This is a genomic window from Rhodococcus sp. JVH1, from assembly GCF_000280725.2.
GTDB lineage: Bacteria > Actinomycetota > Actinomycetes > Mycobacteriales > Mycobacteriaceae > Rhodococcus_F > Rhodococcus_F jostii_A.
Genome location: NZ_CP166289.1, coordinates 2,342,949 through 2,369,667 on the forward strand (window position 1 = coordinate 2,342,949; position 26,719 = coordinate 2,369,667).

General features: G+C 68.9%; 1 protein-coding gene. It reads right to left on the bottom strand.

All coding sequences use genetic code 11. The features are described 5' to 3' along the window. Window positions 1–26,562, bottom strand: coding sequence for a non-ribosomal peptide synthase/polyketide synthase (locus tag JVH1_RS10790; protein WP_371112977.1), 26,562 nt, complete (start codon window positions 26,560–26,562; stop codon window positions 1–3). Window positions 26,563–26,719: the final 157 nt, after the last annotated feature.

A 26,719-nucleotide genomic window follows, 5' to 3' on the forward strand; every position in this document is an offset into this window, starting at 1 on the left:
TCACGGCCGTTCGGAGAGCGTGCGCGAGAGGACCGGCCCGATGACGGCGAGGGACTGCGGCTCGATCATCTCGTTGTGCCCGCAGTCCACGGGCTGCTCGTCGATCCGACCGGTCACGAGCGGCCGCCACTCGTCCGCCGACCGGGCCCGGGTCGTGCCGTTCCCGTCGTGCGTGGCGGGGAAGATGAGCAGGTCGCCGTCGTACACCCGGGGCACGAAGTGGTGGGCGAGCCACCTCGAACTCTCGTACCCGGCGGCGATGCGTTCGAGGTCGTGCCCCCGCACTCCGGTCTCGGTCCCGAACGATTCGTCGATCAACCGCGCGGCGTGCTCGTAGGTCATCTCACCGTCCCCCTCGGCTTGGAGTCCCAACCCGCGCAGGAGGTCCCGGATCTCCAGCCGGTCGGCCGGCGGGTCCTCGCCGCCCACGGGGTAGCTGTCCATGACGGCAAGCGTCGCGACCTCTTCGCCGGCTGCCTGCAGTTCGACGGCCATGGCGTGCGCGATGACCCCGCCGAGTGACCAGCCGAGCAGGTCGTACGGGCCCGTGGGCTGGATGGCCTGCATCTCCTCGATGTAGCGGTGGGCCAGTTGCTCGATCGTCCGGTAGTCGCCGTCATCGCTGATCGTGGGCAGCTGCAGTCCGTACGCCGGCCGGTCTGGAGGGAGATACTGCACCAGCCCGGCGTACCCCCAGGACAGGCCGATGCCCGGATGCACGCAGAACAACGGTCGCCCGCTTCCCTGCGCACGCAACGGAATCACCACGGCGAGTGCCTCTTCCATGCCGGCGCTCCGATGCGGCAGGTCGAGGCGGCGCGCGATCCCCGCCGGTGTCGGGTCGAGGAACATCCACTGCAGCGGAACCCTCCGGTCAAGCGCAGCCTGCAGCGCGCCGACGATCCTGGTGGCGAGGAGCGAATTTCCACCGAGATCGAAGAAGCTGTCCGCGGTACCCACCCGGTCCACCCCGAGAACCTCCGTGAAGGCGTCCACGACGATGCGCTCGTTTTCCGTGGCCGGCGCCCGGAACGCCGCACCGGTCGAACCGAACTCCGGGGCGGGCAACGCCTTCCGGTCGAGCTTGCCCACCGGGGTCATCGGAATCCGATCGAGTACGACCACCGCGGACGGCACCATGTGGGCGGGCAGTCGCTCGGACGCGTAGGTGCGCAGTCCCGCGGGCTGCACCTCCTGCCCGTCCTGAGCCCGCACGTACGACGCGAGCACGGTGTCACCGGACGGGCCGGTGTGACCGATGGTCGCGGCGAACGCAACCGCCGGGTGACGGGCGAGCACGGCGTCGATCTCCCCGAGTTCGATACGGAATCCACGGACCTTGACCTGGAAGTCGCTGCGCCCGATGTACTCGAGTGCGCTCGCCGACTCACGCCAGCGCACCACGTCACCGGTCCGGTACATCCGGCACCCCGGTTCCCCGAAGTTGCAGGCCACGAATCGTTCCGAGGTGAGTGCCGCCCGGTTGTGGTACCCGCGTGCCATACCCGGTCCGGCGATGTACAACTCGCCGGGCACACCGACCGGGACCGGCTGCAGCCGCGCGTCGAGGACCAGGAAAGCGAATCCCCGGGCGGGTGCCCCGATGTTCACGCTCTCGCCGGGACGCATCGGGTCGCTGACGCTCGCCTGGATCGTGGTCTCCGTGGGCCCGTACCCGCTGTGCAGGCTCCGACCCGGAGCCCACCGCGCCACCACCTCCGGCGGGCACGCCTCGCCCACCAGATCCAGGACCCGGAGCGAATCGAGTCCGTCGTTGTCGAGGGCCGCCAGTGCGGTCGGCGTGATGGTCGCATGAGTCACCTGCTCGCGACGGAACAGATCCGCCAGTTCGCTGCCCCCGACGATGGCAGGCGGCACGATCACGACGCGCGCCGACGCACTGAACGCCATCATCAGCTCGAACACCGAGGCGTCGAAACTCGGGGACGCCAGCTGCGACACCCGGGACTCGTGCGTGACCTGGAACCGTTGGTGCGTCTCCGCGGTGAAATCGGCCATGCCCCGGTGGGTGACGGTCACGCCCTTCGGCCTGCCGGTCGACCCCGACGTGTAGATGAGATAGGCCGGGTGAGCGAGGTGCAACGGATTCGTCCGATCCGCGTCGGTGATCGGTGCCGACGACACGGCCGACGCCTGCGTGGCGAAGTCCTCGTCGTCGAGGATCAGCCACGGAACGGTGTCGGGCAGGGTGCTCCGGCGACTTCTCACGGTGAGGCCGAGCGCAGCCCGGCAGTCGATGAGCATGTAGTCGATGCGGTCGCGCGGGTAGGTGGGGTCGACGGGCACGAACGCCGCGCCTGCCTTGGTGATCGACCAGATCGAGACCACCGACTCGATCGACCGGGGCATTCCGACTGCCACGAACGTCTCCGGTCCCACCCCGCGTCCGCGGAGGACCCGGGCCACCCGGTTGGACCACTCGTCGAGTTGGCGGTAGCTGACCCGCCGGTCCTCGAAGGACAGAGCCACCGAGTCCGGGTCGAGTGCGGCGGCGGCCGTCAGCAGATCGGGCCACAGCTCGGGGCGCACCTGCGGCTCGCCGCGGGCAGGCACCATCGCCCGCAACTCCACCTCGTCGAGGAGGGGGAGGTCGCCGATCGGCCGGTCCGGATTCGCGGTGACGGCGTCGAGGATGCGCACGAAGCGGTCGGCGAAGCCGCGGACCGTGTCGGGGTCGAAGAGATCGGTGGCGAAGTCGACGGCGCCGTTCATCCCGGCCGGCGCACCGTTCGGGTCGAACTCCTCCGCCAGGAGGAATTCGAGATCCACCTTGACCACGGCGAGGCCGGGATCGATTCCGCGGACTTCCAGCCCCGGCAGTGTCAGGACCGGTCGCTCGTTGTTCTGGAATTCCAGCGAGACCTGGACGAGCGGCGCATACGCCGTCGATCGGGTCGGGCCCACCGCGTCCACCACCCGCTCGAACGGAACGTCGGCATGGGCGAAGGCTTCGAGATCGACGTCGCGACAGTGCGCGGCCAGGGCGGTGAACGACTCGGCCGCATCCACCTGCGTGCGCAGGGCGAGCGTGCCCACGAACATGCCCACCAGGTCGTCGAGTGCGGGGTCTCCCCGGCCGGCGATCGGGGTGCCGACGGCGACGTCCGGGGTTCCCCCGAGACGGCTGAGCAACACCGCCAGTGCGGCGTGCACGGTCATGAATTCGGTGGAGCCGAGACGTCGCGACAGTTCGCCGATGCGACGGTGCAGGTCGCTGTCGACGGCGAAGTGGATGCGCGCGCCGCGGAAGGACTGCTGGGACGGCCGATCCCGATCCGTGGGGAGTTCCAGGAGGTCGGGGGCGCCTGCGAGTGTGGTCGTCCAGTAGTCGAGTTGCCGCGAGATCAGCGATCGGGGGTCGTCGTCCGAACCCAGCGACTCCCGTTGCCACAGGGCGTAATCGGCGTACTGCACCGGCAGGGGCGGCCAGTCGGGTGCGCCGCCGCCGACGCGGGCGCCGTACGCGGTCATCACGTCGCGCACCAGCGGGACCATCGAGAACCCGTCCGCCGAGATGTGATGCACCACCACGGCGAGTACGTGCTCGGTGTCGCTCAGTGAATACAGTCCGGCCCGCAGCGGGATCCGCACGGTGACGTCGAAACCCGCCGAGACCAGCCGGGTCAGCTCCTCTCGCAGGCCGTGCTCGTCCGCGACGGGGACGGGGGTCAGAGTGGGCACGGCACCCTCGGCGGGCAGGATCTGCTGAACCGGCCAGTCCCCGCGGACCGGGAACATCGTGCGCAGCGACTCGTGCCGGGCGACGACGTCGGTGAGTGCCGAGTTCAGCGCTCCCACATCGAGGGCCCCGCTCAGTGACACCACGATCGGGATGTTGTAGGCAGCCGAGGTGGTGTCGAGCTGGTTGACGAACCACATCCGCTGCTGCGCGTACGACAGCGGAATGTCGTCGGGCCGGCTGCGGGCCGCGAGCACCGGATGTCCGGACGGCCCGGCGCCGGTGTGCTCGATCCGTGCCGCCAGCGCGGCGACCGTGGGCGCCTCGAACAGATCCCGCACCCCACAGTCGGTGCCGAGCAGCGCGCGCAGCCGTGCCATCACCCGGGTAGCGCTCAGGGAGTTGCCGCCGATGTCGAAGAAACCGGCGTCGGCGCCGACGCGCGCCAGTCCAAGCACCTCTGCGAAGACGACGGCCACCGCGTCCTCGATCGGACCGACCGGCACCCGGTCGTGCCCTGTCCCGGAGAGCAGGTCGGGTTCGGGCAGTGCCGCGCGGTCCAGCTTGCCGACGGCGGTCAGCGGGATGCGCTCCAGCACCGTGATGGAGGTGGGCACCATGTGGGACGGCAGGCGGTCCGCCAGGTGGCGGGTGAGTACGACCGGGTCGAGGGAGCGCCCCGACGCCGGAACGACGTACGACACCAGCAGGGTGTCTCCCGCGGGACCGCGGTGCGCGAGAGTGGCGGCGAATCCGACGTCCGGCTCCGACATGAGGGTGGAGTCGATCTCGCCGAGTTCGATGCGGAAGCCGCGCACCTTCACCTGGAAGTCGGTGCGGCCCACGTACTCGATGCTGTGGTCTGCCGTCCACCGCACGATGTCGCCGGTGCGGTACATCCTCTCGCCGGGCCGAACGGGGTGGGCGACGAACCGTTCGGCGGTGAGTGCCGGTCGGCGGTGGTAGCCGCGGGCCAGGCCGGCGCCGGCGAGATACAACTCGCCGGGAACTCCCACGGGGACCGGTTGCAGCCGGGAGTCGAGCACCAGTTCCGTCACCCCGCGGATCGGGCCGCCGATGGTGATCGGGTTTCCGGGAACCATCGGCTCGCTTATGTTGGACATGATCGTCGTCTCGGTCGGTCCGTACGCGTTGTACAGCCGACGGCCCGGCGCCCAGCGGGCGACGAGTTCGGGTGGGCAGGCTTCGCCGCCGAACACCAGGTCCGTGAGATGCACCAGCCCGGCCGGATCGAGTGACGCCAGCGCAGCGGTGGTGATGAACGCGTGGGTGACGCGCCGGTCGGCCAGCAGCCTCGCAAGTTCCTCACCCCCGAACACGGTGGGCGCCGCGATCACCATCGTCGCGCCGGCACCGAAGGCCTGCAGGTACTCGAACACCGACCCGTCGAAACTCGGCGTGGAGAAGTGCAGAGTCCGGGACTGCGTTGTCGCCCCGAAACGTTCGAGCTGGTCGAGTGCGAAGTTGTCGAGTCCGCGATGGGTGACCACTACGCCCTTGGGCACACCCGTGGATCCCGACGTGTAGACGGCGTACGCGGCGGTGTCCAGCGTGACCGGACCGCTCCGGTCGGCATCGGTCACGGGTGCCCCCGCGCGCTCGGCGCACTCGATCGCGAAGGCGGGTTCGTCGAGCACCAGCCAGTGCGCGGCGCCCGGGAGCCGGTCACGGTGTGCGGTCGTGGTCACGCCGAGGGTGACTCCGGAATCGACGAGCATGTGGGTGATGCGCTCGTCGGGGTAGTTCGGGTCGATCGGCACGAACGCCGCACCGGTCTTCGCCACCGCCCACACCGACAGTATCGAGTCGAGGGACCGCGGTATTCCGATGGCCACGAACGTCTCCGGGCCCGCACCACGGGCGATGAGTGCGCGCGACAGGCGATTCGACCGCTCGTCCAGGTCGCCGTAGCTCACGTCGCCGTCCTCGGAGGACAGTGCGATCGCGCCCGGATCGAGCGCGGCTCCCTCGGCGAGAATCTGGGGCAGCGTGCGTATCGACCCACCCGGACGGCCGCGGACCGGCACCAGGTCGGCGCGCTCCCGGTCGGTCAGCAGCGACAGCGCGGCCAGCGGCCGGTCGGGACGAGTGCAGGCGTCGAGCACCCGCAGCACGCGCCCGGCGATGTCGTCGATGGTGTCCGCGTCGAAGATGTCCGGCAGGTACTCGAATTTCAGGCGAAGACGAGAGTCGACGGATGCCACGAGACTCAGCGGATAATGGGCCGCATCGCGCGCATCCACTCCGGTGACGCGCATTCCGGCGATGTCGGTCTCGGTGGAGAGCCCGGCGCGATCGACGGGGTACGACTCGAACACCGTCAGCGTGTCGAATCCGACCTCCGGCCCGGCGGCACTCTGAATCTCGGCCAGCCCGAGGTAGTGGTGATCCAGCAACGCCGCCTGCTCGGCCTGCACGCGCTCCAGCAGGGCACCCACCGTGTCGTCGGGGCGCAGCCTGACCCGGACGGGCAGGGTGTTGATGAACAGTCCGACCATCGTCTCGATGCCGGCCAGTTCGGGAGGCCGCCCCGAGACGGTGGCACCGAACAGCACGTCGTCGCGGGCGGTCAACGTACCCAGCACAATCCCCCACGCGACCTGAACGAGCGTATTGACCGTCAGGCCACGCGACCGCGCGACGTCACGCAGGCGGGTGGTGTGGTCCTCGTCCAGGTCGAAGACGAACTCGTCGGACATCGTGGACAGCCGTCGTCCCGGATCCGAGCGGGCCAGCAACGTCGGTCCGTCCACCCCGGCGAGGACCCGCCCCCACACCTCCCGGGAAGCGCCCCGATCTCGGCGGCTCATCCACGCCAGGTAGTCGCGGTACCCGCGGACGCGGGGCAGCGACGACGGGTCCCCGTCGGTGGCGTAGAGCGTCAGCAACTCCCGGACCAGCAACGGCATCGACCAGCCGTCGAGGAGGATGTGGTGGTTGGTCGACACCAGCCGGTAGCGGTTCGGGGCGGTCGCGATCAGCATGAACCGGATCAGCGGGGCACGTGTCAGGTCGAACGGGCGGACCCGGTCCTCGGCCAGCAGTCGCGCGACCTCGGCCGCCGCGGCGTCCTCGTCCAGAGCCGTGAGTTGGACGTCGCGCCAGGGCGCCTCCACCCGTCGCCGGATCACGTGGACGGCGTTGCCCTGCGCGTCGTGCAGGAAGCCGGCGCGCAGATTGGCGTGCCGGTCCAGCAGCGCATCGGCCGCACGGCGCAGTCGACGCGGATCCACGGTGCCCTCGAGTTCGAGGCTCACCTGCACCAGGTAGACATCGAGGGAGTCGTCGGCGAGTTCGGAGTGAAAGAGCATGCCGGACTGCAGGGGCGACAGCGGCCACACGTCCGTCAGGTCCGGACACACGTGTTCGAGGTCCTCGATCGCATCCTGCCGCAGTTCGACGAGATCGAGATCCGACGGTGTGAACCCGCCGCCGCCCGACTCCGCATGCGCGCCGAGAGCAGCGAGTGCCTGCACCCACAGCTGCGCGAGTTCCTCGACCTCCTCGCGGGTGAGGACGCCCGGCGGGTACGTCCACGTGGAGTTCAGCTGGGGGCCGTCGCCCGAGTCGACGGTCATCGCGTTGACGTCGACGACGGCCGCGACGGGCACCGCCGACTTCTCGCGCAGTCCGGGTTCGTCGACCGGCACCCACCCCTCCGCGGTCGCCGTGGCGGTCGGGCCCATCCTGCCGAGATAGTTGAAACTGACCTGAGGCATCGGCAGCGGCGAAAGAACCTGCGCCGTCTCGTCGTTCAGATACCGGAGAAGCCCGAAACCGATGCCGTGGTCGGGAACGGCGAGGAGTTGCTCCTTCACGGTCTTCACCGCGGCCCCCGCGGACGGGCCCGCGGCGAACGCGTCGTCGAGGTCCACCCCGCTCAGATCGAGTCGCACCGGGAAGATCGTCGTGAACCAGCCGATCGTGCGTGCGAGATCAGCGCCAGGCGCCAACTGCTCCTCGCGACCGTGTCCCTCGAGACTGACCAGCGCGCCGGACAGTTCGACCCCGCGTCGTCGCCGCCAGCTCGTCAGCGCCATGGTCAGCGCCGTCAGCAGCGCATCTCCCACGCTGCCGTGGAAGGCCCGCGGCACGGTCGTCAGGAGCGTCTCGGTCAGCGGGGCCGGAACCCGTACCGCGATGTCCGCGGCCGTCGCGGCGGTGTCCGACGGGGTCACCCGGCGCGATCCCAGCAGCGGGTCGGGCGCGTTCAGCATTCCCTGCCAGAGTTCGACCTCGGCGGTGCGCAGGGGTTCACGCGCGGCGTCGGCGAGTGCGTGCGCCCACCGGCGCATCGACGTCCCCGGTGGCTCCAGCGCCGGTGCCGCGCCGGACTGCAGTTGCGCGCACGCCGCCGCGAGGTCGGGGATCAGGATCCGCCAGGACACACCGTCCGTCACCAGATGATGGACGACGATCAGCACGCGAGCCGGATGTTCGGCCCCGTCCAGCCAGACCGCCTGCATCATCACGCCCGATTCCGGGTCGAGCCGGTCGAGGGCGCTGTCCAGTTCGGCGCCGACATCGTCCATCCGCCCCCGGCGGAGAACGGTCGTCGCCCGCACCGATCCTTCGGCCTGCACCTCCATCGACCAGCCCTCTTCGGTGCGGGACGTGCGGTACAGCCGGGCCCGCCACAGGTCGTGCCGATCCAGCACGGCCTGCAGAGCTTCCGTCAGGGTGCGTTCGTCCACCGTGGCGGGCAGCGTGAACAGTGCGGACTGCGAGTAGCGGCGGAAATCCCCGCCCCGGGCGAGCATCCACCGCACGATCGGGGTCAGCGGAATCTCGCCGATCCCGCCTCCCGGCAGCTCGTCGAGAACCACCGTCCCGTCTTCCGTCCCGGCAGCCGCGGCCAGCCCGGCAACGGTTTTGCGCTCGAACACCTCGCGCGGCGAGATCAGTATCCCGGCGCCCTTGGCGCGGGTGACCAGTTGGATGGACATGATCGAATCCCCGCCGAGGGTGAAGAACGAATCGTCGACCCCCACCGAGTCGAGGCCGAGGACCTCCGCGAACAGGTCGGCGAGGATCCGTTCGGTCTCGGTGACCGGGCCGCGGCCCGCCGTCACCCGCTGTCCGAAGTCCGGTTCGGGCAGGGCTTTCCGATCGAGTTTGCCGTTCACCGTCCGCGGCAGCTCGTCGAGAACCACCACCGCGGCCGGCACCATGTGCGACGCCAATCGCACCGCGGCCGCATCGATGATCGCGGCCGGGTCGATCGCGGCGCCGGTCTCCGGCACCACGTACCCCACCAACCGGTCCCCGCGTGCAGTCACGACCGACTGCGCCACCCCCTCACACGCGAGCAGCGCCGCTTCCACCTCCCCGAGTTCGATCCGGTAGCCCTTCACCTGCACCTGGAGGTCGTTGCGGCCGAGGTACTCCAGCTGTCCGTGCCCGTTCCACCTGCCCAGGTCGCCGGACCGGTACATGCGGGCCCCGGGAGTGAAGGGGTCGGCGACGAATCGGCCGGACGTGAGGGCGGCCCGGCCCAGGTAGCCGCGCGAAACCTGCGCACCCGAGACGTACATCTCGCCGACCACGCCCGGCGGCACCGGATGGAGTCGTCCGTCGAGCACGTACACGCGCAGTCCGGGCAGTCCCCGGCCGATCACCGATGCGGACTCCTCCTCGACGAGGTCCCGGTGGATCGGCAGGTGGCTGACGTGCACGGTCGTTTCCGTGATGCCATACATGTTGACCAGGACCGGTGCGGCGTCGCCGCGGCGTGCGTACCAGCGCCGCAACTGGCCGAATTCGAGGGCCTCCCCGCCGAAGATCACGTATCGCAGCGACAGGCCGGGACCACCGGCGAGGCGATCGGCCTCCGCCAATTGGTAGAAGGCGGTGGGGGTCTGATTCACGACCGTGACGGTTTCACCGCGCAGGAGTTCGAGGAACCTCTCGGGTGAGCGCGCCGTGAAATAGTCCACCAGCACCAGCCGGCCACCGTGTGCGAGCGCTCCCCACATTTCCCACACCGAGAAGTCGAACGCGGCGGAATGGAACATGGTCCACACGTCGGCCGGTCCGAATCCGAACAGCGTCTGGGTGTTCGCCAGCAACGTGATCACGTTGCGGTGCGAGACCTGCACGCCCTTCGGCTGCCCGGTGGAACCCGACGTGTAGATCACGTATGCCACCGAGTCCAGGTGCAGTGGAGTACGACGGTCGTCGTCGGTCACCGGCAGCGACGAGAACTGCTGCAGCGCAGTCACGGTCTCGGGGTCGTCCAGCACCACCACCGGGACCCCGGCGCCGCGGAAGGTCCCCGCGTCCGCGGTCGTGGTGAGCACACACTCCGGCCGGGCGTCGCCGAGCACGAAAGCCAACCGCTCGGCAGGAGAGGCCACATCCACCGGAAGGTACCCGGCGCCCGACTTCACCACCGCGAGCAGCGCCACGACGAGGTCGATCGACCGCGTCATCCCCACCACCACCAGCGTTTCCGCACCTACCCCCTGCGCCACGAGAAGTCGCGCGAGCCGGTTGGCCCGGTCGTCGAGTGCGCGGTAGGTCATCGACGCGCCGTCGCAGCGCACCGCGACGGCGTCGCCCGCGGATGCCACCACGCGATCGAACGCGTCCACGAGCGACAGCGGCGGGACGTCGGTCCCCGGCCGATGCGCGGCGGTGAGCACGAGTTCGCGTTCGGGCGCGTGCAGGATGTCGATGTCCCCGACGGGTGTGGCCGGGTCGGTGGTCACGGCCTCGATCACGCGCACGAGGCGCTCCGCGAAACTCTTTACCGACGCACGATCGAACACGTCGGTCGCGTAGCGGAGGCCGGCGCCGATCCCAGCCGGAACCCCCTGCTCGTCGACCCGCTCCACCAGGCTCAGCTGCAGATCGAACTTCGCGACGTCCAGATCGACGTCGAGCGACCGGGCGGTCAACCCGGGCAGTTCCAGGTGAGTGCGGGTGGCATTCTGGAATTCGAGCAACACCTGGAACAGGGGTGAGTGCGCGGTGGACCGCTCGGGTGCGAGTTGGTCCACCAGACGCTCGAAGGGGAGGTCTGCGTGCTCGAACGCGCCGAGGTCGACCGACCGCACGTCGGTGAGCACGTCGGCGAACGACGACCCTGGTGCCACCGCTGTGCGAAGCACCAGCGTGTTGACGAACATTCCCACGACGTCGTCGAGCGCCGCGTGGCCCCGGCCCGCGATCGGGGTTCCCACCACCACGTCGTCCGATCCCGATACTCTCTCGAGCAGCACGACCAGCGCGGCGTGCACCACCATGAACAGCGTCGAATTGTACTGGCGTGCAAGCTCGGTCAGAGCTTTGTGAACGGAGGGCGGGATGTCGAACGGGACGACGTCCCCGAGGAACGACCGCTGGAGGGGTCGTGGCCGATCCAGAGGCAGTGGCAGCACGTCCGGGATGCCCGACAACGTCCGCGCCCAGTAGCCGAGCTGCCCGGACATCATCGAATCGGGCTGGTCTTCGGTGCCCAGAGCCGCTCGCTGCCACAGGCTGTAGTCGGCGTACTGCACGGGCAGCGGCGCCCAGCCGGGTGCCTGCTGCTGTGCGCGGGCGGTGTAGGCGAGCATCACGTCCCGCGCCAGGGGTGCCATCGAGAAGCCGTCGGCCGCGATGTGGTGCGCGACGAGGGCGAGGACGTGCCGCTCGGGAGCGAGTTCCCACAGTCGCACCCGGATCGGAAGGTCCTCGGTGACATCGAATCCCACGCCGAAGAATGCGGTGAGCGAGTCGCGAAGGGCCCCTTCGGCAACCGGGACCGGATCGAGTTCGGGGGTCGCGAGCGCGGAATCGACGATCACCTGCCGGGGTCCGTCGGCGGAACCGGGAAACACGGTCCGCAGCGACTCGTGCCGTTCCATGACGTCGCCGAGTGCCGCTTGTAGCGCAGACAGGTCCACCGCGCCGTCCAAGTCCAAGGCGACCGGGATGTTGTAGGCCGGTGAGGAGGTGTCGAATTGGTTGACGAACCACATGCGCTGCTGCGCGAGGGAAAGGGGAATCCGTTCGGGCCGCGCCGTCGCGGTGAGTGCCGGGGAGGCGGAACTCGTCCTCACGTCCGAGTCGATCCGGACGGCCAGATCGGACACCACGGGTGCGTCGAACAGCGCGGCGACACCCAGAGCCGTGTCCAGTGCGCTGTTGATGCGTCCGACCGCGCGGGTGGCACTGAGCGAGTCTCCCCCGAGGTCGAAGAAGCTGTCGTCGGCCCCGACGCGATCGACCCCCAGGACGGCGGCGAAGGCCGTGGCGATCGCTTCCTCCGCGGGTGTGGTGGGGGCGCGATATCCGATCGTGCGCGTGCCGAAGTCGGGTTTGGGCAGCGCTTTGCGGTCGAGTTTGCCGTTCACCGTCACCGGCAACTCCGCCAGCACCACCACCACCGACGGCACCATGAACCCCGGCAACGCCACCGCAGCCGACTCCCGCACCACCCGCTCGTCCACCACCGCCCCGGCCACCGGCACCACATACCCCGCCAGATAATCACCCGACGACCCATCCCCGCGCAGCACCACCACCGCCTGCGCCACATCCTCCCGGCGCAACAACACCGCCTCGATCTCCCCCAACTCGACCCGCTGACCCCGCAACTTCACCTGAAAATCCGTACGCCCCAAATACTCCAACTCACCGGACGGCAACCACCGGACCCGATCCCCCGTCCGATACAACCGCCCCGTACCGAACGGATTCGCCACAAAACGATCCGCCGTCAGGTCTGCTCGCCCCTGATACCCCCGCGCCAACTGCACGCCCCCGAGATACAACTCCCCCGCCACCCCCACCGGCACCACCCGCAACCGCCCATCCAGCACATAGGTCTGCGTATTCCACACCGGCGCCCCGATCGGGACCACCGCCCGATCCGACCCGGAGACCTCGTGGAACGTCACGTCGACCGCAGCCTCGGTCGGACCGTACAAGTTGTGCAGCTCCGCCCCGCTCACCCCGCGCAGACGTGCCGCAGTTGCCGACGGCAAGGCCTCACCGCTGGTGAACACCCGGCGCAGCGCACCGCACCCCTCCACGTTCGCCCCCGCCAGAAACACCTCGAGCATCGACGGCACGAAATGCACAGTGGTGACCGACTCCTCGCGGATCACCCGTTCGAGGTACGCCGGGTCGCGGTGCCCGTCCGGCTCCGCGATCACCAACCGCGCACCGACGATCAACGGCCAGAACAACTCCCACACCGACACATCGAACGTCACCGGCGTCTTCTGCAACACCACATCATCCGACGCCAACCCATACCGATCCTGCATCCACAACAACCGATTCACGACACCCTCGTGCGGAACCGCCACACCCTTCGGCCGACCCGTCGACCCCGACGTGAAGATCACATACGCCGGATTCTCCGGCCGCACCGGACCCGATCGATCGCCGTCCCCCACCGGACCCGCCGAAAACCCCGACACATCCAGGGTGTCCAACTCCACCACCCGCACACCCGCAGGCACCACCACCCGATCCGCCGACGACGTCAACACCAGCACCGGATCCGTAATCCCCACCACATACCCCACCCGCTCGGCAGGCTGACCCGGATCTATCGGCACATACGCCCCACCCGCCTTCACCACCGCGTAAATCCCCACCAACATCTCCACCGAACGACGCACGGCCACACCCACCGACGACTCCGGACCCACCCCCGCCGCGACCAAGAACCGCGCCAGCCGATTCACCCGCGCATCGAACTCCCCATACGACAACACCACATCCCCACACACCACCGCCGCAGCACCAGGAGTCCGCCCCACCTGCGCGTCGAGCAGGTCGACGAGGGTGGTGTGCGGCACCGGGTGACCCGTCGCATTCCACGAACCCACCACCAACGCCCGCTCACCCGGCCCCAGAACCTCCACATCACCGACCGCGGTGTCCACATCGCCGGCGATCGTCACGAGAATCCGGACGAGGCGGTCGGCGAGCGCTCCGGCATCGTCCCGGTCGACGGCTCCGGGTTGGTAGCGCAGACTCAATCGCAGCCGTGGTTCGAGGATCGACAGCAGCGTGAGCGGATAGTGCGTGGCGTCGCGGGCATCGAGACCGGTCACCCGCATGCCCCCGATGTCGGTGTTCTCGTCCAGTCCGGACGTGTCGATCGGGAACGACTCGAACACCGACAGCGTGTCGAACAGATTGCCCACACCCACCCGCGACTGAATCTCGCCGAGGCCGAGATGATGGTGGTCGAGTAGGGACGTCTGCTCGTCCTGCAGGCAGACGAGTAGCCGCGCGACGCTCTCGTCCGGGTCCACCCGCACTCGCACGGGCACCGTGTTGATGAACAGTCCCAGCATGTTCTCGACACCGGGCAGCTGCGGTGGACGACCGGACACGGTGGCACCGAAGACCACGTCGTCGCGGGAAAGTAACCGGGACAGCAGCATCCCCCACGCCGCCTGAATCACCGTGTTCACGGTGACGCCGGCGCGCTCCGCCGCCGCCGCGAGTCCGCCCCGCACCGGGGCGGGCAGTTCGACGTCGAGTTCGTGGGGCACACCGTAGAGCGCCGGGGACGCGTGGGGCGCCACCAGCGTCGGCTCCTCGACACCGTCGAGCGCTCGTTCCCAGGCCCGCACCGACGCCTCCGCGTCCCGGGTCGCTACCCAGTCCAGATACGTGCGGTACGAGGGCGGCTCCGGCAGCCCGGCCGGGTCGCCGTCGGCGGCATAGCGAACCAGCAGTTCCCGCACCAGCAGCGGCATCGACCAGCCGTCCAGGATGATGTGATGATTCGTGACCGCCAGCACGAAGCGCTCCGGTGCGGTGTGGAACAGGGTCAGCCGGAGCAGCGGCGGCCGGGTGAGGTCGAATCGGGCACTGCGGTCCTCGTCGAGCAGGCGCGCGAGTTCCGTGTCGGGGGCCGGCCCGTCGAGCGTGAGATCCACCTCCCGCCACGGCACGTCGACCGTGTCGACCACCAGTTGTGCGGGCACCCCGTCGTCGTAAACGAACGCGGTCCGCAGGCTGGGATGCCGGGCCAGCAGTCCCGCGGCGGCGGCGCGCAGACGTTCGGCGTCGACCGCGCCCTCGAGGTCGATGCGCAGTTGCGCTGTATAGACGTCCATCGACTCCGCGGCCAGGGAAGCGTGGAACAGCAATCCCGATTGCAGCGGAGACAGCGACCACACGTCCCGCAGCGCCGGGAAACGCTCCTCCCAACGCTCGATCTGCTGCTGGTTCGCCGACACCAGCGGCAGGTCGGACGGTGTCAGCCCGCCCGCATCCGGTCGTGATGCGTGCGCGGCAAGTCCGTCGAGGGCGCGGCGCCAAAGATCCACGAACGCCGCGACCTCGGTGTCGCGGAGAACCCCCGCAGGAAAGGCGAACGACGCCCTCAGCCGGGGTCCCTCGGGACTGTCGGCGACGACGGCGTTGATGTCGATCACGGACGCGACCGGCAGGTCGGGGTTGCGCGTGCCGCCGAGCGTGCTCTCCACCGGCAGCCAGTCCTCGGTTCCGTCCGTGGTGGTCACTCGACCGAGATAGTTGAAACTCACCTGCGGAGTGGGGAACCGGCGGAGGGACTCCACCGTCTCGTCGCCAAGGTAGCGCAATAGACCGTAACCGATCCCGTGATCCGGGATCGCCAGCAACTGCTCCTTGACGGCCTTGACTGCTCGCCCTGCCGCGACACCACCTGCCATCGCGTCGTCGACATCGATTCCAGTGAGGTTCAACCGCGCCGGATACACGGTGGTGAACCAGCCGACGGTGCGGGACAGGTCCGCGCCGACGACGATCTGCTGCTCGCGGCCGTGGCCCTCGAGGGTGATCAGAGCGTCCGAGACGGAGACGCCCCGATCCCGTCGCCAGGCGATCAGTGCCAGCGTGACGGCGGCGAGCAGTCCGTCGCCCACACTCCCGTGGAACGCGGCCGGAAGCGTGGTGAGCAGGGCGTCGGTCACCACCGACGGCACGTCGACCGTGACGGTGCCGACGGCGGCGTCGACATCGATCGCGGGATCCAGTGGTCGCGAACCGATCAGCGGGTCCGGGCCGTCCAGGATCTTCTCCCACGAGGCCAGTTCGCCGGCCCGGTGCCGAGCAGCGTCGGACAGGCCGTGCGACCACCGCCGCATCGACGTTCCGACTGCCGGCAGTGCCGGCGGGAGACCGGCCTGGAGTTGGCTGCACGCCGACGCGAGATCAGCGACGAGGATGCGCCACGAGACACCGTCGACCACGAGATGGTGCACCACCACGAGCAGTCGCCCGGCGCCGTCCGGGACGTCGAACCAGACCACCCGCAGCATGCGGGCCGCGGCAGGGTCCAGGTGGTCGGCCGCAGCATCGAGTTCTGCGGTCGCGAGTGCGGTGAAGCCGTCGCCCACCACCGTGTCGACCGGCACCCGGCGGGCCAGTGTTTCCGCCGGCACCGCGCCCGCAGGCAGCACGTCCATGTCTTCCCCGGACACACGCGCGCGGAGCATGTCGTGCCGGTCCACTACCGCCTCGACGGCGCGGACGAGGACCTCACGGGTGAGACCGGCGGGGGCCGCCAGCAGCAGTGCCTGCGTGAACCTGTCGAGCCGTCCGCCGCTGCGCTCGAACATCCAGCGGGCGACGGGTGTCAGCGGCAGGGGGCCGACACCACCGCCCGACAGCTCGTCGAGAGCCACTGTGCCGTCGCTGTCGAATCGCGCCGACGCGGCGAGACCGGCGACCGTCCGGTGGTCGAACACGTCTCGGGGAGAGAGGATCACACCGGCGGCTCGTGCGCGGGCCACCAACTGGATCGACATGATGCTGTCGCCGCCGAGGGCGAAGAACGAGTCGTCCACGCCCACCGAGTCCAGGCCGAGCACCTCCTCGAACAGTCCGGCGAGAAGCGCCTCGGTCTCGGTTTGCGGCGGCCGACTCTCGGAACCCGAGAAGTCGGGGGCCGGAAGCGCTGTGCGGTCGAGCTTTCCGTGCACCGTCAGCGGAAGCGATTCGAGTATCACGAGCGCCGCCGGCACCATGTACGACGCCAACCGGCCCCCGACGAAGTCGAGGACAGCCCTCGCATCGACCGTCGCACCCGGTTCGGGCACCAGGTAACCGATCAGCCGATCGCCGCCGCCGTCCCCGTTCCATACGCCTGCGACCGCGTGGGCCACGGAGTCGTGGGCGAGCAACGCCGACTCGACCTCGCCGAGTTCGATCCGGAAGCCCCGGATCTTCACCTGGGAATCGGTGCGCCCGAGGTACTCCAGCTGACCGTCGGACAGCCAGCGCGCGCGGTCGCCGGTGCGATACATCCGGCTTCCCGGCGGGCCGAAGGGGTCGGCGACGAATCGTTCGGCGGTCAGCGGGAACCGCCGGCGGTACCCGCGTGCGAGAGCGGGGCCTGCGAGATACAACTCCCCCGCGACACCGGCAGGCACCGGGTGCAGTCGCGAGTCCAGCACGACCTCGGCGAAACCGAGCGTGGGCGTGCCGATCGTGATCGGAGCCCCCGGTACCAGTTCGTCGCTGATACTCGACACGACGGTCGACTCGGTCGGCCCGTACGCGTCGAACATGCGACGGCCCGGCGCCCACCGCGCGACCAGTTCGGGCGGACACGCTTCGCCGCCCGTCACCACACACTCGAGTGCGGTGAGACCGGTGGGGTCGACCGACGCGAGCGCCGCCGGAGTGACGAAGCAGTGCGTGACCCGCTCGGATTCCAGCAACTGCGCCAGTTCGGCACCGCCGTAGACGGACGGCGGTGCGATCACCATCGTGGCTGCCGCGCCGATCGCCAGCAGCAGTTCGAGAACGGACGCGTCGAAGCTCGGTGATGCGAAGTGCAGCGTCCTGGATTCGGGCGTCGTGCCGAACGTCTCCCTCTCCTGGGTGGCGAAGGCGGCGAGACCGCGGTGGGTGGTGACCACGCCCTTGGGCCGGCCGGTGGACCCCGAGGTGTAGATGAGGTAGGCGGGATTGTCGATCCGAATCGCCTCTGTCCGCTCGTCATCGGTGACCGGCGACGACGGATAGTGCGACAGCCGATCGTCCAAGCCTGGGTCATCGAGCACCAGCCACGGCACCGTGTCCGGAAGTGCGCCGCGCTGCGCCGACCCCGTCACGCCCCACACGGCACCGGAGTCGGTGAGCATGAAGTCGATCCGTGCTGCCGGATGGTCCGGATCCACCGGAAGGAAGGCGGCCCCCGACTTGACCACCGCCCAGACGGCCAGGACGGATTCGACGGACCGCGGCACACACACTGCGACGACGGATTCGGGGCCGACACCGCGCTCGATCAACATGCGGGCCAGCTGGTTCGATCGCCTGTCGAGGTCCCCGTAGCGCACGTCCCGTCCGTCGAAGACCAGCGCCGTGGCCTCCGGATCGTTCACGGCCGCCTCGGCCATCAGATCCGGCAGCGTCCGTGCTTCGACCGCCGCACCGCCCGTCACCGGGGCCAGTACGGCACGCTCCAGTGGTCCGAGAATGTCGATGTCTCCGACCCGGGCGCCGGGGTCGGCCGTGACTGCTTCGAGAATGCGCACGAGCCGTTCCGCGAAGCCGAGCACCGTGTCCTCGTCGAACAGATCGGTCGCGTAACCCAGTCCCGCCGCGATGCCGGTGGGGTTGCCGTCGGCGTCGACGTTCTCGGCCAGGGTCAACTGCAGATCGAAGTTGACGGTGTCGATCTCGAGGTCGACGTTCCGGACCTGCAGATCCGGCAATTCCAGCGTGGGGCGCTCGATGTCCTGGAACTCCAGCATCACCTGGAAGAGCGGCGCGTACGCCGTCACCCGGGAAGGACTCAGGACTTCGACCACCCGTTCGAACGGGACCTCCGCGTGGGTGAAGGCGCCCAGATCGGTTTCTCGAACGCCGGCCAGGAACTCGGAGAAGGTGGCGCCGCCGTCGACGTGGGTGCGCAGGACGAGGGTGTTGACGAACATGCCCACCACGTCGTCGAGTTCGCGTTCGCCGCGGCCGGCGATCGGCGTCCCGACGGCGATGTCGTCCGCGCCGCTCACCCGTGCCAGCATGATCGCCAACGCGGCATGCAACGTCATGAACACCGTTGTGGTGTGGTGCCGCGCCAGCCTGACCACACCGGCATGAACTTCCGGATCGATCACGAACTCGACGTGGCCGCCGCGAAGTGACCGCACGGTGGGACGGGGACGGTCGGTGGGCAACTCCAGCACTTCGGGCAGATCCGACAGCGCGGTGGTCCAGTAGGTCAGCTGTCGCGAAATGGGTGAATTCTCGTCGGATTCCGATCCCAGCCACTCGCGCTGCCACAGAGCGTAGTCGGCGTATTGCACCTCGAGCGGGGCCCAGTCCGGGGCCGACCCGTTCACCCGGGACACGTACGCGTCCATGACGTCGCGCGCGAGGGGGGCCATCGAGAAGCCGTCGGCCGCGATGTGGTGCATCACCACCGCCAGCACGTGCACGTCCTCGTCGAGCCTGAACAGTCGTGCGCGCAACGGCACCTGCGTCGTGACGTCGAATCCGGCGGACAGCACTCGCCGCGACTGTTCGCGGAGCTCGGATTCCCCCGACATCGCGATCGGTTGGAGGTCGGGCACCGCGCTCGCCGCGGGCAGGATCACCTGGCGCGGACCGTCGTCGGTGAGCGGGAACAGGGTGCGCACGGCCTCGTGCCGTTCGATGACGTCGGCCACCGCTACCTGGAGCGCATGCAGGTCGAGCCGACCCTCGAGCCTCAACGCGAACGCGACGTTGTACGCGGACGAGGAGGTGTCGAACTGGTTGACGAACCACATCCGCTGCTGGGCCGGCGACACGGGGACTTCGGCGGTACCTTCCCTCGGCTTCAGCGGTGGCCGGGCCTCCAGCCCCTCGTGCGACTCCGCCAGTGCCGCCAGACCTGCCACGGTGGGGGCGTCGAACACGTCGCGAATGCCGATCCGGTCTCCTACGGCGGCATTGATCCGCGCGACCAGCCTGGTGGCGATCAGAGAGTTTCCGCCGAGGGCGAAGAAGTCGTCGTTCATGCCTACCCGCGGGAGGCCGAGCAGGTCGGCGCACACGGCGGCCACTATCCCCTCGATCGGGGATCGGGGAGCGACGAAACCCACCGCGGTGCTGACGAAGTCCGGTTCGGGCAGCGCTTTGCGGTCCAGTTTGCCGTTCACCGTCACCGGCAACTCCGCCAGCACCACCACCACCGACGGCACCATGAACCCCGGCAACGCCACCGCAGCCGACTCCCGCACCACCCGCTCGTCCACCACCGCCCCGGCCACCGGCACCACATACCCCGCCAGATAATCACCCGACGACCCATCCCCGCGCAGCACCACCACCGCCTGCGCCACATCCTCCCGGCGCAACAACACCGCCTCGATCTCCCCCAACTCGACCCGCTGACCCCGCAACTTCACCTGAAAATCCGTACGCCCCAAATACTCCAACTCACCGGACGGCAACCACCGGACCCGATCCCCCGTCCGATACAACCGCCCCGTACCGAACGGATTCGCCACAAAACGATCCGCCGTCAGGTCTGCTCGCCCCTGATACCCCCGCGCCAACTGCACGCCCCCGAGATACAACTCCCCCGCCACCCCCACCGGCACCACCCGCAACCGCCCATCCAGCACATAGGTCTGCGTATTCCACACCGGCGCCCCGATCGGGACCACCGCCCGATCCGACCCGGAGACCTCGTAGAACGTCACGTCGACCGCAGCCTCGGTCGGACCGTACAAGTTGTGCAGCTCCGCCCCGCTCACCCCGCGCAGACGTGCCGCAGTTGCCGACGGCAAGGCCTCACCGCTGGTGAACACCCGGCGCAGCGCACCGCACCCCTCCACGTTCGCCCCCGCCAGAAACACCTCGAGCATCGACGGCACGAAATGCACAGTGGTGACCGACTCCTCGCGGATCACCCGTTCGAGGTACGCCGGGTCGCGGTGCCCGTCCGGCTCCGCGATCACCAACCGCGCACCGACGATCAACGGCCAGAACAACTCCCACACCGACACATCGAACGTCACCGGCGTCTTCTGCAACACCACATCATCCGACGCCAACCCATACCGATCCTGCATCCACAACAACCGATTCACGACACCCTCGTGCGGAACCGCCACACCCTTCGGCCGACCCGTCGACCCCGACGTGAAGATCACATACGCCGGATTCTCCGGCCGCACCGGACCCGATCGATCGCCGTCCCCCACCGGACCCGCCGAAAACCCCGACACATCCAGGGTGTCCAACTCCACCACCCGCACACCCGCAGGCACCACCACCCGATCCGCCGACGACGTCAACACCAGCACCGGATCCGCAATCCCCACCACATACCCCACCCGCTCGGCAGGCTGACCCGGATCTATCGGCACATACGCCCCACCCGCCTTCACCACCGCGTAAATCCCCACCAACATCTCCACCGAACGACGCACGGCCACACCCACCGACGACTCCGGACCCACCCCCGCCGCGACCAAGAACCGCGCCAGCCGATTCACCCGCGCATCGAACTCCCCATACGACAACACCACATCCCCACACACCACCGCCGCAGCACCAGGAGTCCGCCCCACCTGCGCGTCGAGCAGGTCGACGAGGGTGGTGTGCGGCACCGGGTGACCCGTCGCATTCCACGAACCCACCACCAACGCCCGCTCACCCGGCCCCAGAACCTCCACATCACCGACCGCGGTGTCCGGATCCGCAACCAGACCCGCCAGAATCCGGAGGAACCGTTCCCCGAATCCCGTGACCGTGTCCGGATCGAACACGTCCGAGGCGAACGTGAACGACGCGTCGATGCCTGCCGGCGTCCCGGACGCGTCGTAGCGTTCCGCGAGCGTCAACTGCAGATCGAATTTGGACACACCGGAATCGACATCGAGGATCTCCACCGTCAGTCCCGACAGGTCGAGGTGCGCCGGGGCGGTGTTCTGGAACTCCAGAAGAACCTGGAACAGCGGTGAGTACGCTGTCGAGCGGGTCGGTGCGACCGTGTCCACCACGCTCTCGAACGGCACCTCGGCATGACCGAACGCTGCCAGATCCGCCTCCCGCGCCCGCGACAGCACCTCGGCGAACGTTGCTGCGGGCTCGACGGTCGTCCGCAGGACCAGAGTGTTGACGAGCATCCCCACCACGTCGTCGAGTGCTTCCTCGCCGCGCCCGGCGATCGGCGTCCCGATCGCGATGTCTCCGGAACCACTCAGCCGCGCCGCCAATACCGCCAGCACCGCGTGCATCACCATGAACATCGTGGAGTTGTGCTGCCGCGCAATGCGCAGAAGCGCCCGATGCTGTTCCGCCGACACCGGGAACCGGACGATCCCACCCCGTAATGCTCTGTCCGCGGGTCTCGGTCGATCGAGGGGAAGATCTATCGCGTCGGGGAGGCCGGACAGCGTCTGCTTCCAGTATTCCAACTGCGCCGACATCATGCTGTCGGGGTTCTCGTCACTGCCGAGGGCCGCCCGCTGCCACAGGCTGTAGTCGGCGTACTGCACCGGGAGTGGCCGCCAGTCCGGCGCCTGCTGCTGTATCCGCGCCGAGTAGGCCACCATCAGGTCGTGCGCGAGCGGGGCCAGCGACGCTCCGTCCGCCGAAATGTGGTGCACCACCAGCACGAGGACGTTCTCGTCGTGGCCGGTCCGGAACAGGGCACCACGTACGGGCACCTCGGTGCTCACGTCGAAGCCCCGAGCGGTCAATTCGGCGATCCGCGCGCGCACCGCGTCCTCGTCTTCGCAGACCGTCGGCTCCAGATCCGGAATCACCTCCCCCGGTGGCAGGATCACTTGTTGCGGTCCGTCCACCGACGCCGGATACACCGTGCGCAGCGATTCGTGTCGTTCGAGGACGTCCGCAACCGTGGCCCGGAGCGCCTCCACGTCGAGCGTTCCGGACAGTCGGAGCGCCATCGGAATGTTGTAGGCCGGCGACGAGGTGTCGTACTGATTGACGAACCACATACGTTGCTGGGCGAGCGAAAGCGGGATCCGGTCGGGACGTGTCTGCGCCACCAGGTCCGGGCGGTCGGGACGCCTCGCGTGAGTACCCTCGATCCGGTCTGCCAGTGCCTCCACCGTCGGTGCCTCGAACAGGGTCCGCACCACGAGGTCGATGCCGAGTGCGGCGTTGACCCGCGCCACCACTTTCGTCGCGACCAGTGAATTTCCGCCGAGGTCGAAGAAGCTGTCGTCGAGCCCGATTCGTTCGACACCCAGCACGTCGGCGAACACTCGCGCGACGGCCCGCTCCACCGGAGTGGCAGGTGCACGGAACTCGGTGGCCGTGGAGATGAATTCCGGCGCCGGCAGTGCCGCACGATCGAGCTTCCCCACCGGTGTCATCGGGATCTCGTCCAGTACCACGATCGCCGCCGGCACCATGTACGTCGGCAATCGCTCTGCGGCATAGTCGATCAACTCGCGAGTCGCGAGCTGGTGCCCGGCCGCAGGCAGCACGTACGACACGAGCACCGTGTCGCCGGACGGTGCCGTTCGCGGCATCGTCATCGCGGTCCGCACGCGCGGATGGGCGTGGAGGACGGTGTCGATCTCACCGGGCTCGATGCGGAATCCGCGTATCTTCACCTGGAAATCGATGCGGCCCAGGTACTCCAGTGAAAGGTCGGTGCGCCACCGCACCACGTCCCCGGTTCGATACATCCGCTCGCCGGGGCCGCCGAAGGGGTTGGCCACGAACCGTTCGGCCGTCAGCGCTGATTTGCCGTGATACCCGCGGGCGAGGCCGTCACCCGCGACGTACAGCTCCCCGGCGACGCCGGGCGGCACGGGTTGCAACCGCGCGTCGAGGACGACCTCGTGGAACCCGCGGAGCGGACCGCCCACCGTGATGGTGCCGGTCGGTGACATCGGTGCACTGATGTTGGACATCACGGTGGCCTCGCTGGGCCCGTACGCGTTGCTCAATCTGCGACCGGGCGCCCACCGCTCGACGAGTTCCGGCGGGCACGCCTCGCCGCCGAACACCACGTCGCCGAGGTCGGCGAGTCCGTCCGGTTCGACCGTTCCGAGCGCGGCAGTGGTGACGAATCCGTGAGTGACCCGCTCCGACTTCAGGAAGCGGGACAACTCGGCGCCGCCGTAAACCGTGGGCGGCACGATCACCATGGTTGCCGCGGCGGCGAACACGTGCAGGTACTCGGAGACGGACGCGTCGAAACTCGGTGTGGAGAAGTGCAGAATCCGGGATGTCTCCGTCGCCCCGAATCGTGAGCGCTGCTCGGCCGCGAAGTTGTCCAGGCCACCGTGTGTGACCACGACGCCTTTGGGCCTGCCCGTGGAACCGGATGTGTAGATCACGTAGGACGGGTTCTCCACGCGGAGAGGCCGCGCCCGCTCGGCATCGGTCACGACGGATACCGGGTGCGCCGCACAGTGGGTCCGGAATTCGTCGTCGTCGAGTACGAGCCACGGAATCGCGTCCGGAAGCAGGGAACGGACGGCGGACACCGTGATGCCCAGGGCGGCACCCGAATCGCCGAGCATGTGCTCGATACGTTCGGCCGGGTAGTTCGGGTCCACCGGCACGTAGGCCGCACCCGACTTCGCCACCGCCAGCATCGACAGAACCGACTCGATCGAGCGAGTCGTGCCCAGTGCGACGAAGTTCTCCGGCCCGATGCCGCGTCCGGCGAGGACGCGCGCCAACTGGTTCGAGCGCTCGTCCACTTCGCGGTACGTCACCTCGGTACCGCGATACGAGAGCGCGATACCGTCGGGGTTGGTTCGTGCTGCCGCGGAGAACAATTCGGGCAAGGTGCGGCCCGGTCGCCCCGGACTGCCGGAGACCGGAACGAGTGTGGCCCGTTCGGTATCGGACAGGATGTCGAGGTCGCCGACGACGAGCCCGGGGTCGTCGGCGGTCGTCTCCAGGATTCGGCGGAACCGTTCGCCGAGGCGACGTACCGTGTCGGGGTCGAACAGATCGGTGGCGAACCCGAGAGTCGCCGTGATGCCGGACGGGATGCCGTCGGCGTCGGAGGTCTCGGTCGCGGTCACCCGGAGGTCGAGTCGGCCGATCCCGGACGTCTCCGCCTCGTCACGGCACTCGAGAAGGACCTGGACGATCGGCGAGTACGCGGGCGAATCGCCGAGGGCGAGCGTCCGGACCACCCGTTCGAATGGGACGTCGCGGTGCTCGAACGCCTCCCGGTCGATGTCGCGGACGTGGCCGAGGAGATGCGTGAAGTGCGTGTCCGGTTCGACGCGGGTACGGAGCGCCACGAGGTTCCGGCCGTGGTCCGCCGTGGTCGTGGTTCCGATCATCACGTCCGAGGCCCCCGACAGCCGGCTCAGCAGCACGGTGAACGCTGCGTGCAGAACCGAGAACGCGGTGGTGTCGTGTTCGTGCGCGAGGGCCAGCACCGCGGCATGCGCTTCCGCGCCGATCTGAATTTCGACGCGGTCTTCCCGCCCGGATTGCTCGACGGGCCGGGGCCGATCGGACGGCAAATTCAGCACTTCGGGCATCCCCGACAGCTGATCCGTCCAGTACGCGAGTTGATGCGCCTCGAGGCGTCGTCGCTCGCCGTCGCGGGCCGTGACCTCGTGAATCGTCGCGACCCGGGCCTGCGGGTCGGCCGAGATGAACTCTTCCAGCAGTTCGACGAAGTGCCGGTGGTGCAGGCGCAGCGCCGCGTCCTCGTACCGGTTCGGGTTGGCCCGGAAATCGACGTAGATCTCGGCCGGCGTCCCGCTCGGGTACACGTTGACCAGGAGGTCTTCCACCGGACCCGACGTGACGATGTGGTATTCGCCGACCAGTGGGCCCAGCTGCACGTTCTGGTGGAACAGCATGACGTTGACCATCGGTCCGTGGAGATCGGCGCCGCTGCCCGCGCCCACGTCGCGGCGGATGTCCTCGACACTGCACCGCTGATGCCGCAACGCGCCCATCAGCTCACGTCTGACCCGCGACACGAGGTCCGCGACCGTCTCGTCCTCGTCGACCGTGATCGGCAGCGGTGCGACGCTGACCATCATGCCGCCGGAGTTGCGCAGCACCGACGTGGTCCGGCCGGACATCGGAACATTCACGAGGACATCAGTTTTCGCCGTGGTCCGCGACAGGTAGCAGGCGAAGGCGGCGATGATCGTGACTGCCGCGGTGGCGTTTGCCCGACTGTCGGCGCCGTGGATACCGGACACGGCGGCCTCGGACAGCAGGGCACTCTCGACCTTGCTCCTGGCGAGTGCGGGGGCGGGCGCGTCGGCCAGGGTCGATCCGTCGACGGCCTCGACTCGCTTCGCCCAGTACTCCCGGTCGGCCACGAAGCGATCCGACGACCGGTAGCGGGCGTCGACGTCGTACAGCTCGTGCAGGGTCGCGGCGCGACTCGGATCCGGTTCGCGCCCGGCCACCACGGCCGAGTACCGGTGCGCGATGCGGTTGATCACCGTCATGGCGCCGTATCCGTCGAGCGCAACGTGGTGAATGCGGCTGTACCACAGGTAATGCGACTCTCCGACGCAGAGAATCGAGGTCTCGAACAGTCGATCCGCGTCGAGATCGAGGGGGGCCTGGTAGTCCCGGTCCATCCATTCGTGCGCGGCAGCGACCGGGTCGTCCTCACCGCGAAAGTCGATGAAGGCGATGGACGTGTCGGTGGCGTGGTCCACGTACTGCATCGGTCGGCCGTCGACCTCGACGACCTTGAGGAACGGCGACTGGAACTCGCGGGCCACCGCGATGGTCTCCCGGCGCAGCAGGTCGATGTCGAGGTCGCCGTGCAGTTCCACGTAGTGCGCTACCGAGATCGGCACCGCGGGGTCGAGTTGCTGCGCGAACCAGGTGGCACGCTGCGCCGCAGACAGCGGGAACGGCTCCCCTTCCGAATCGTGTGTGGCCGGCTTCCGCGCGTCGACGGGCTTCACGGCGGTTCCTCCCCATAAGGTATCCCCGACCACTCACAGCGTGACCGCGTCCGTATCCTGGCTCGCGAATGCGGGAGGCGGTAACTTTTCGCCGTCCCCCAGAAAATTCGTTCGCCGTCCACAGGGCGCACAGACCCCATCGTTGCACAGCGGCACG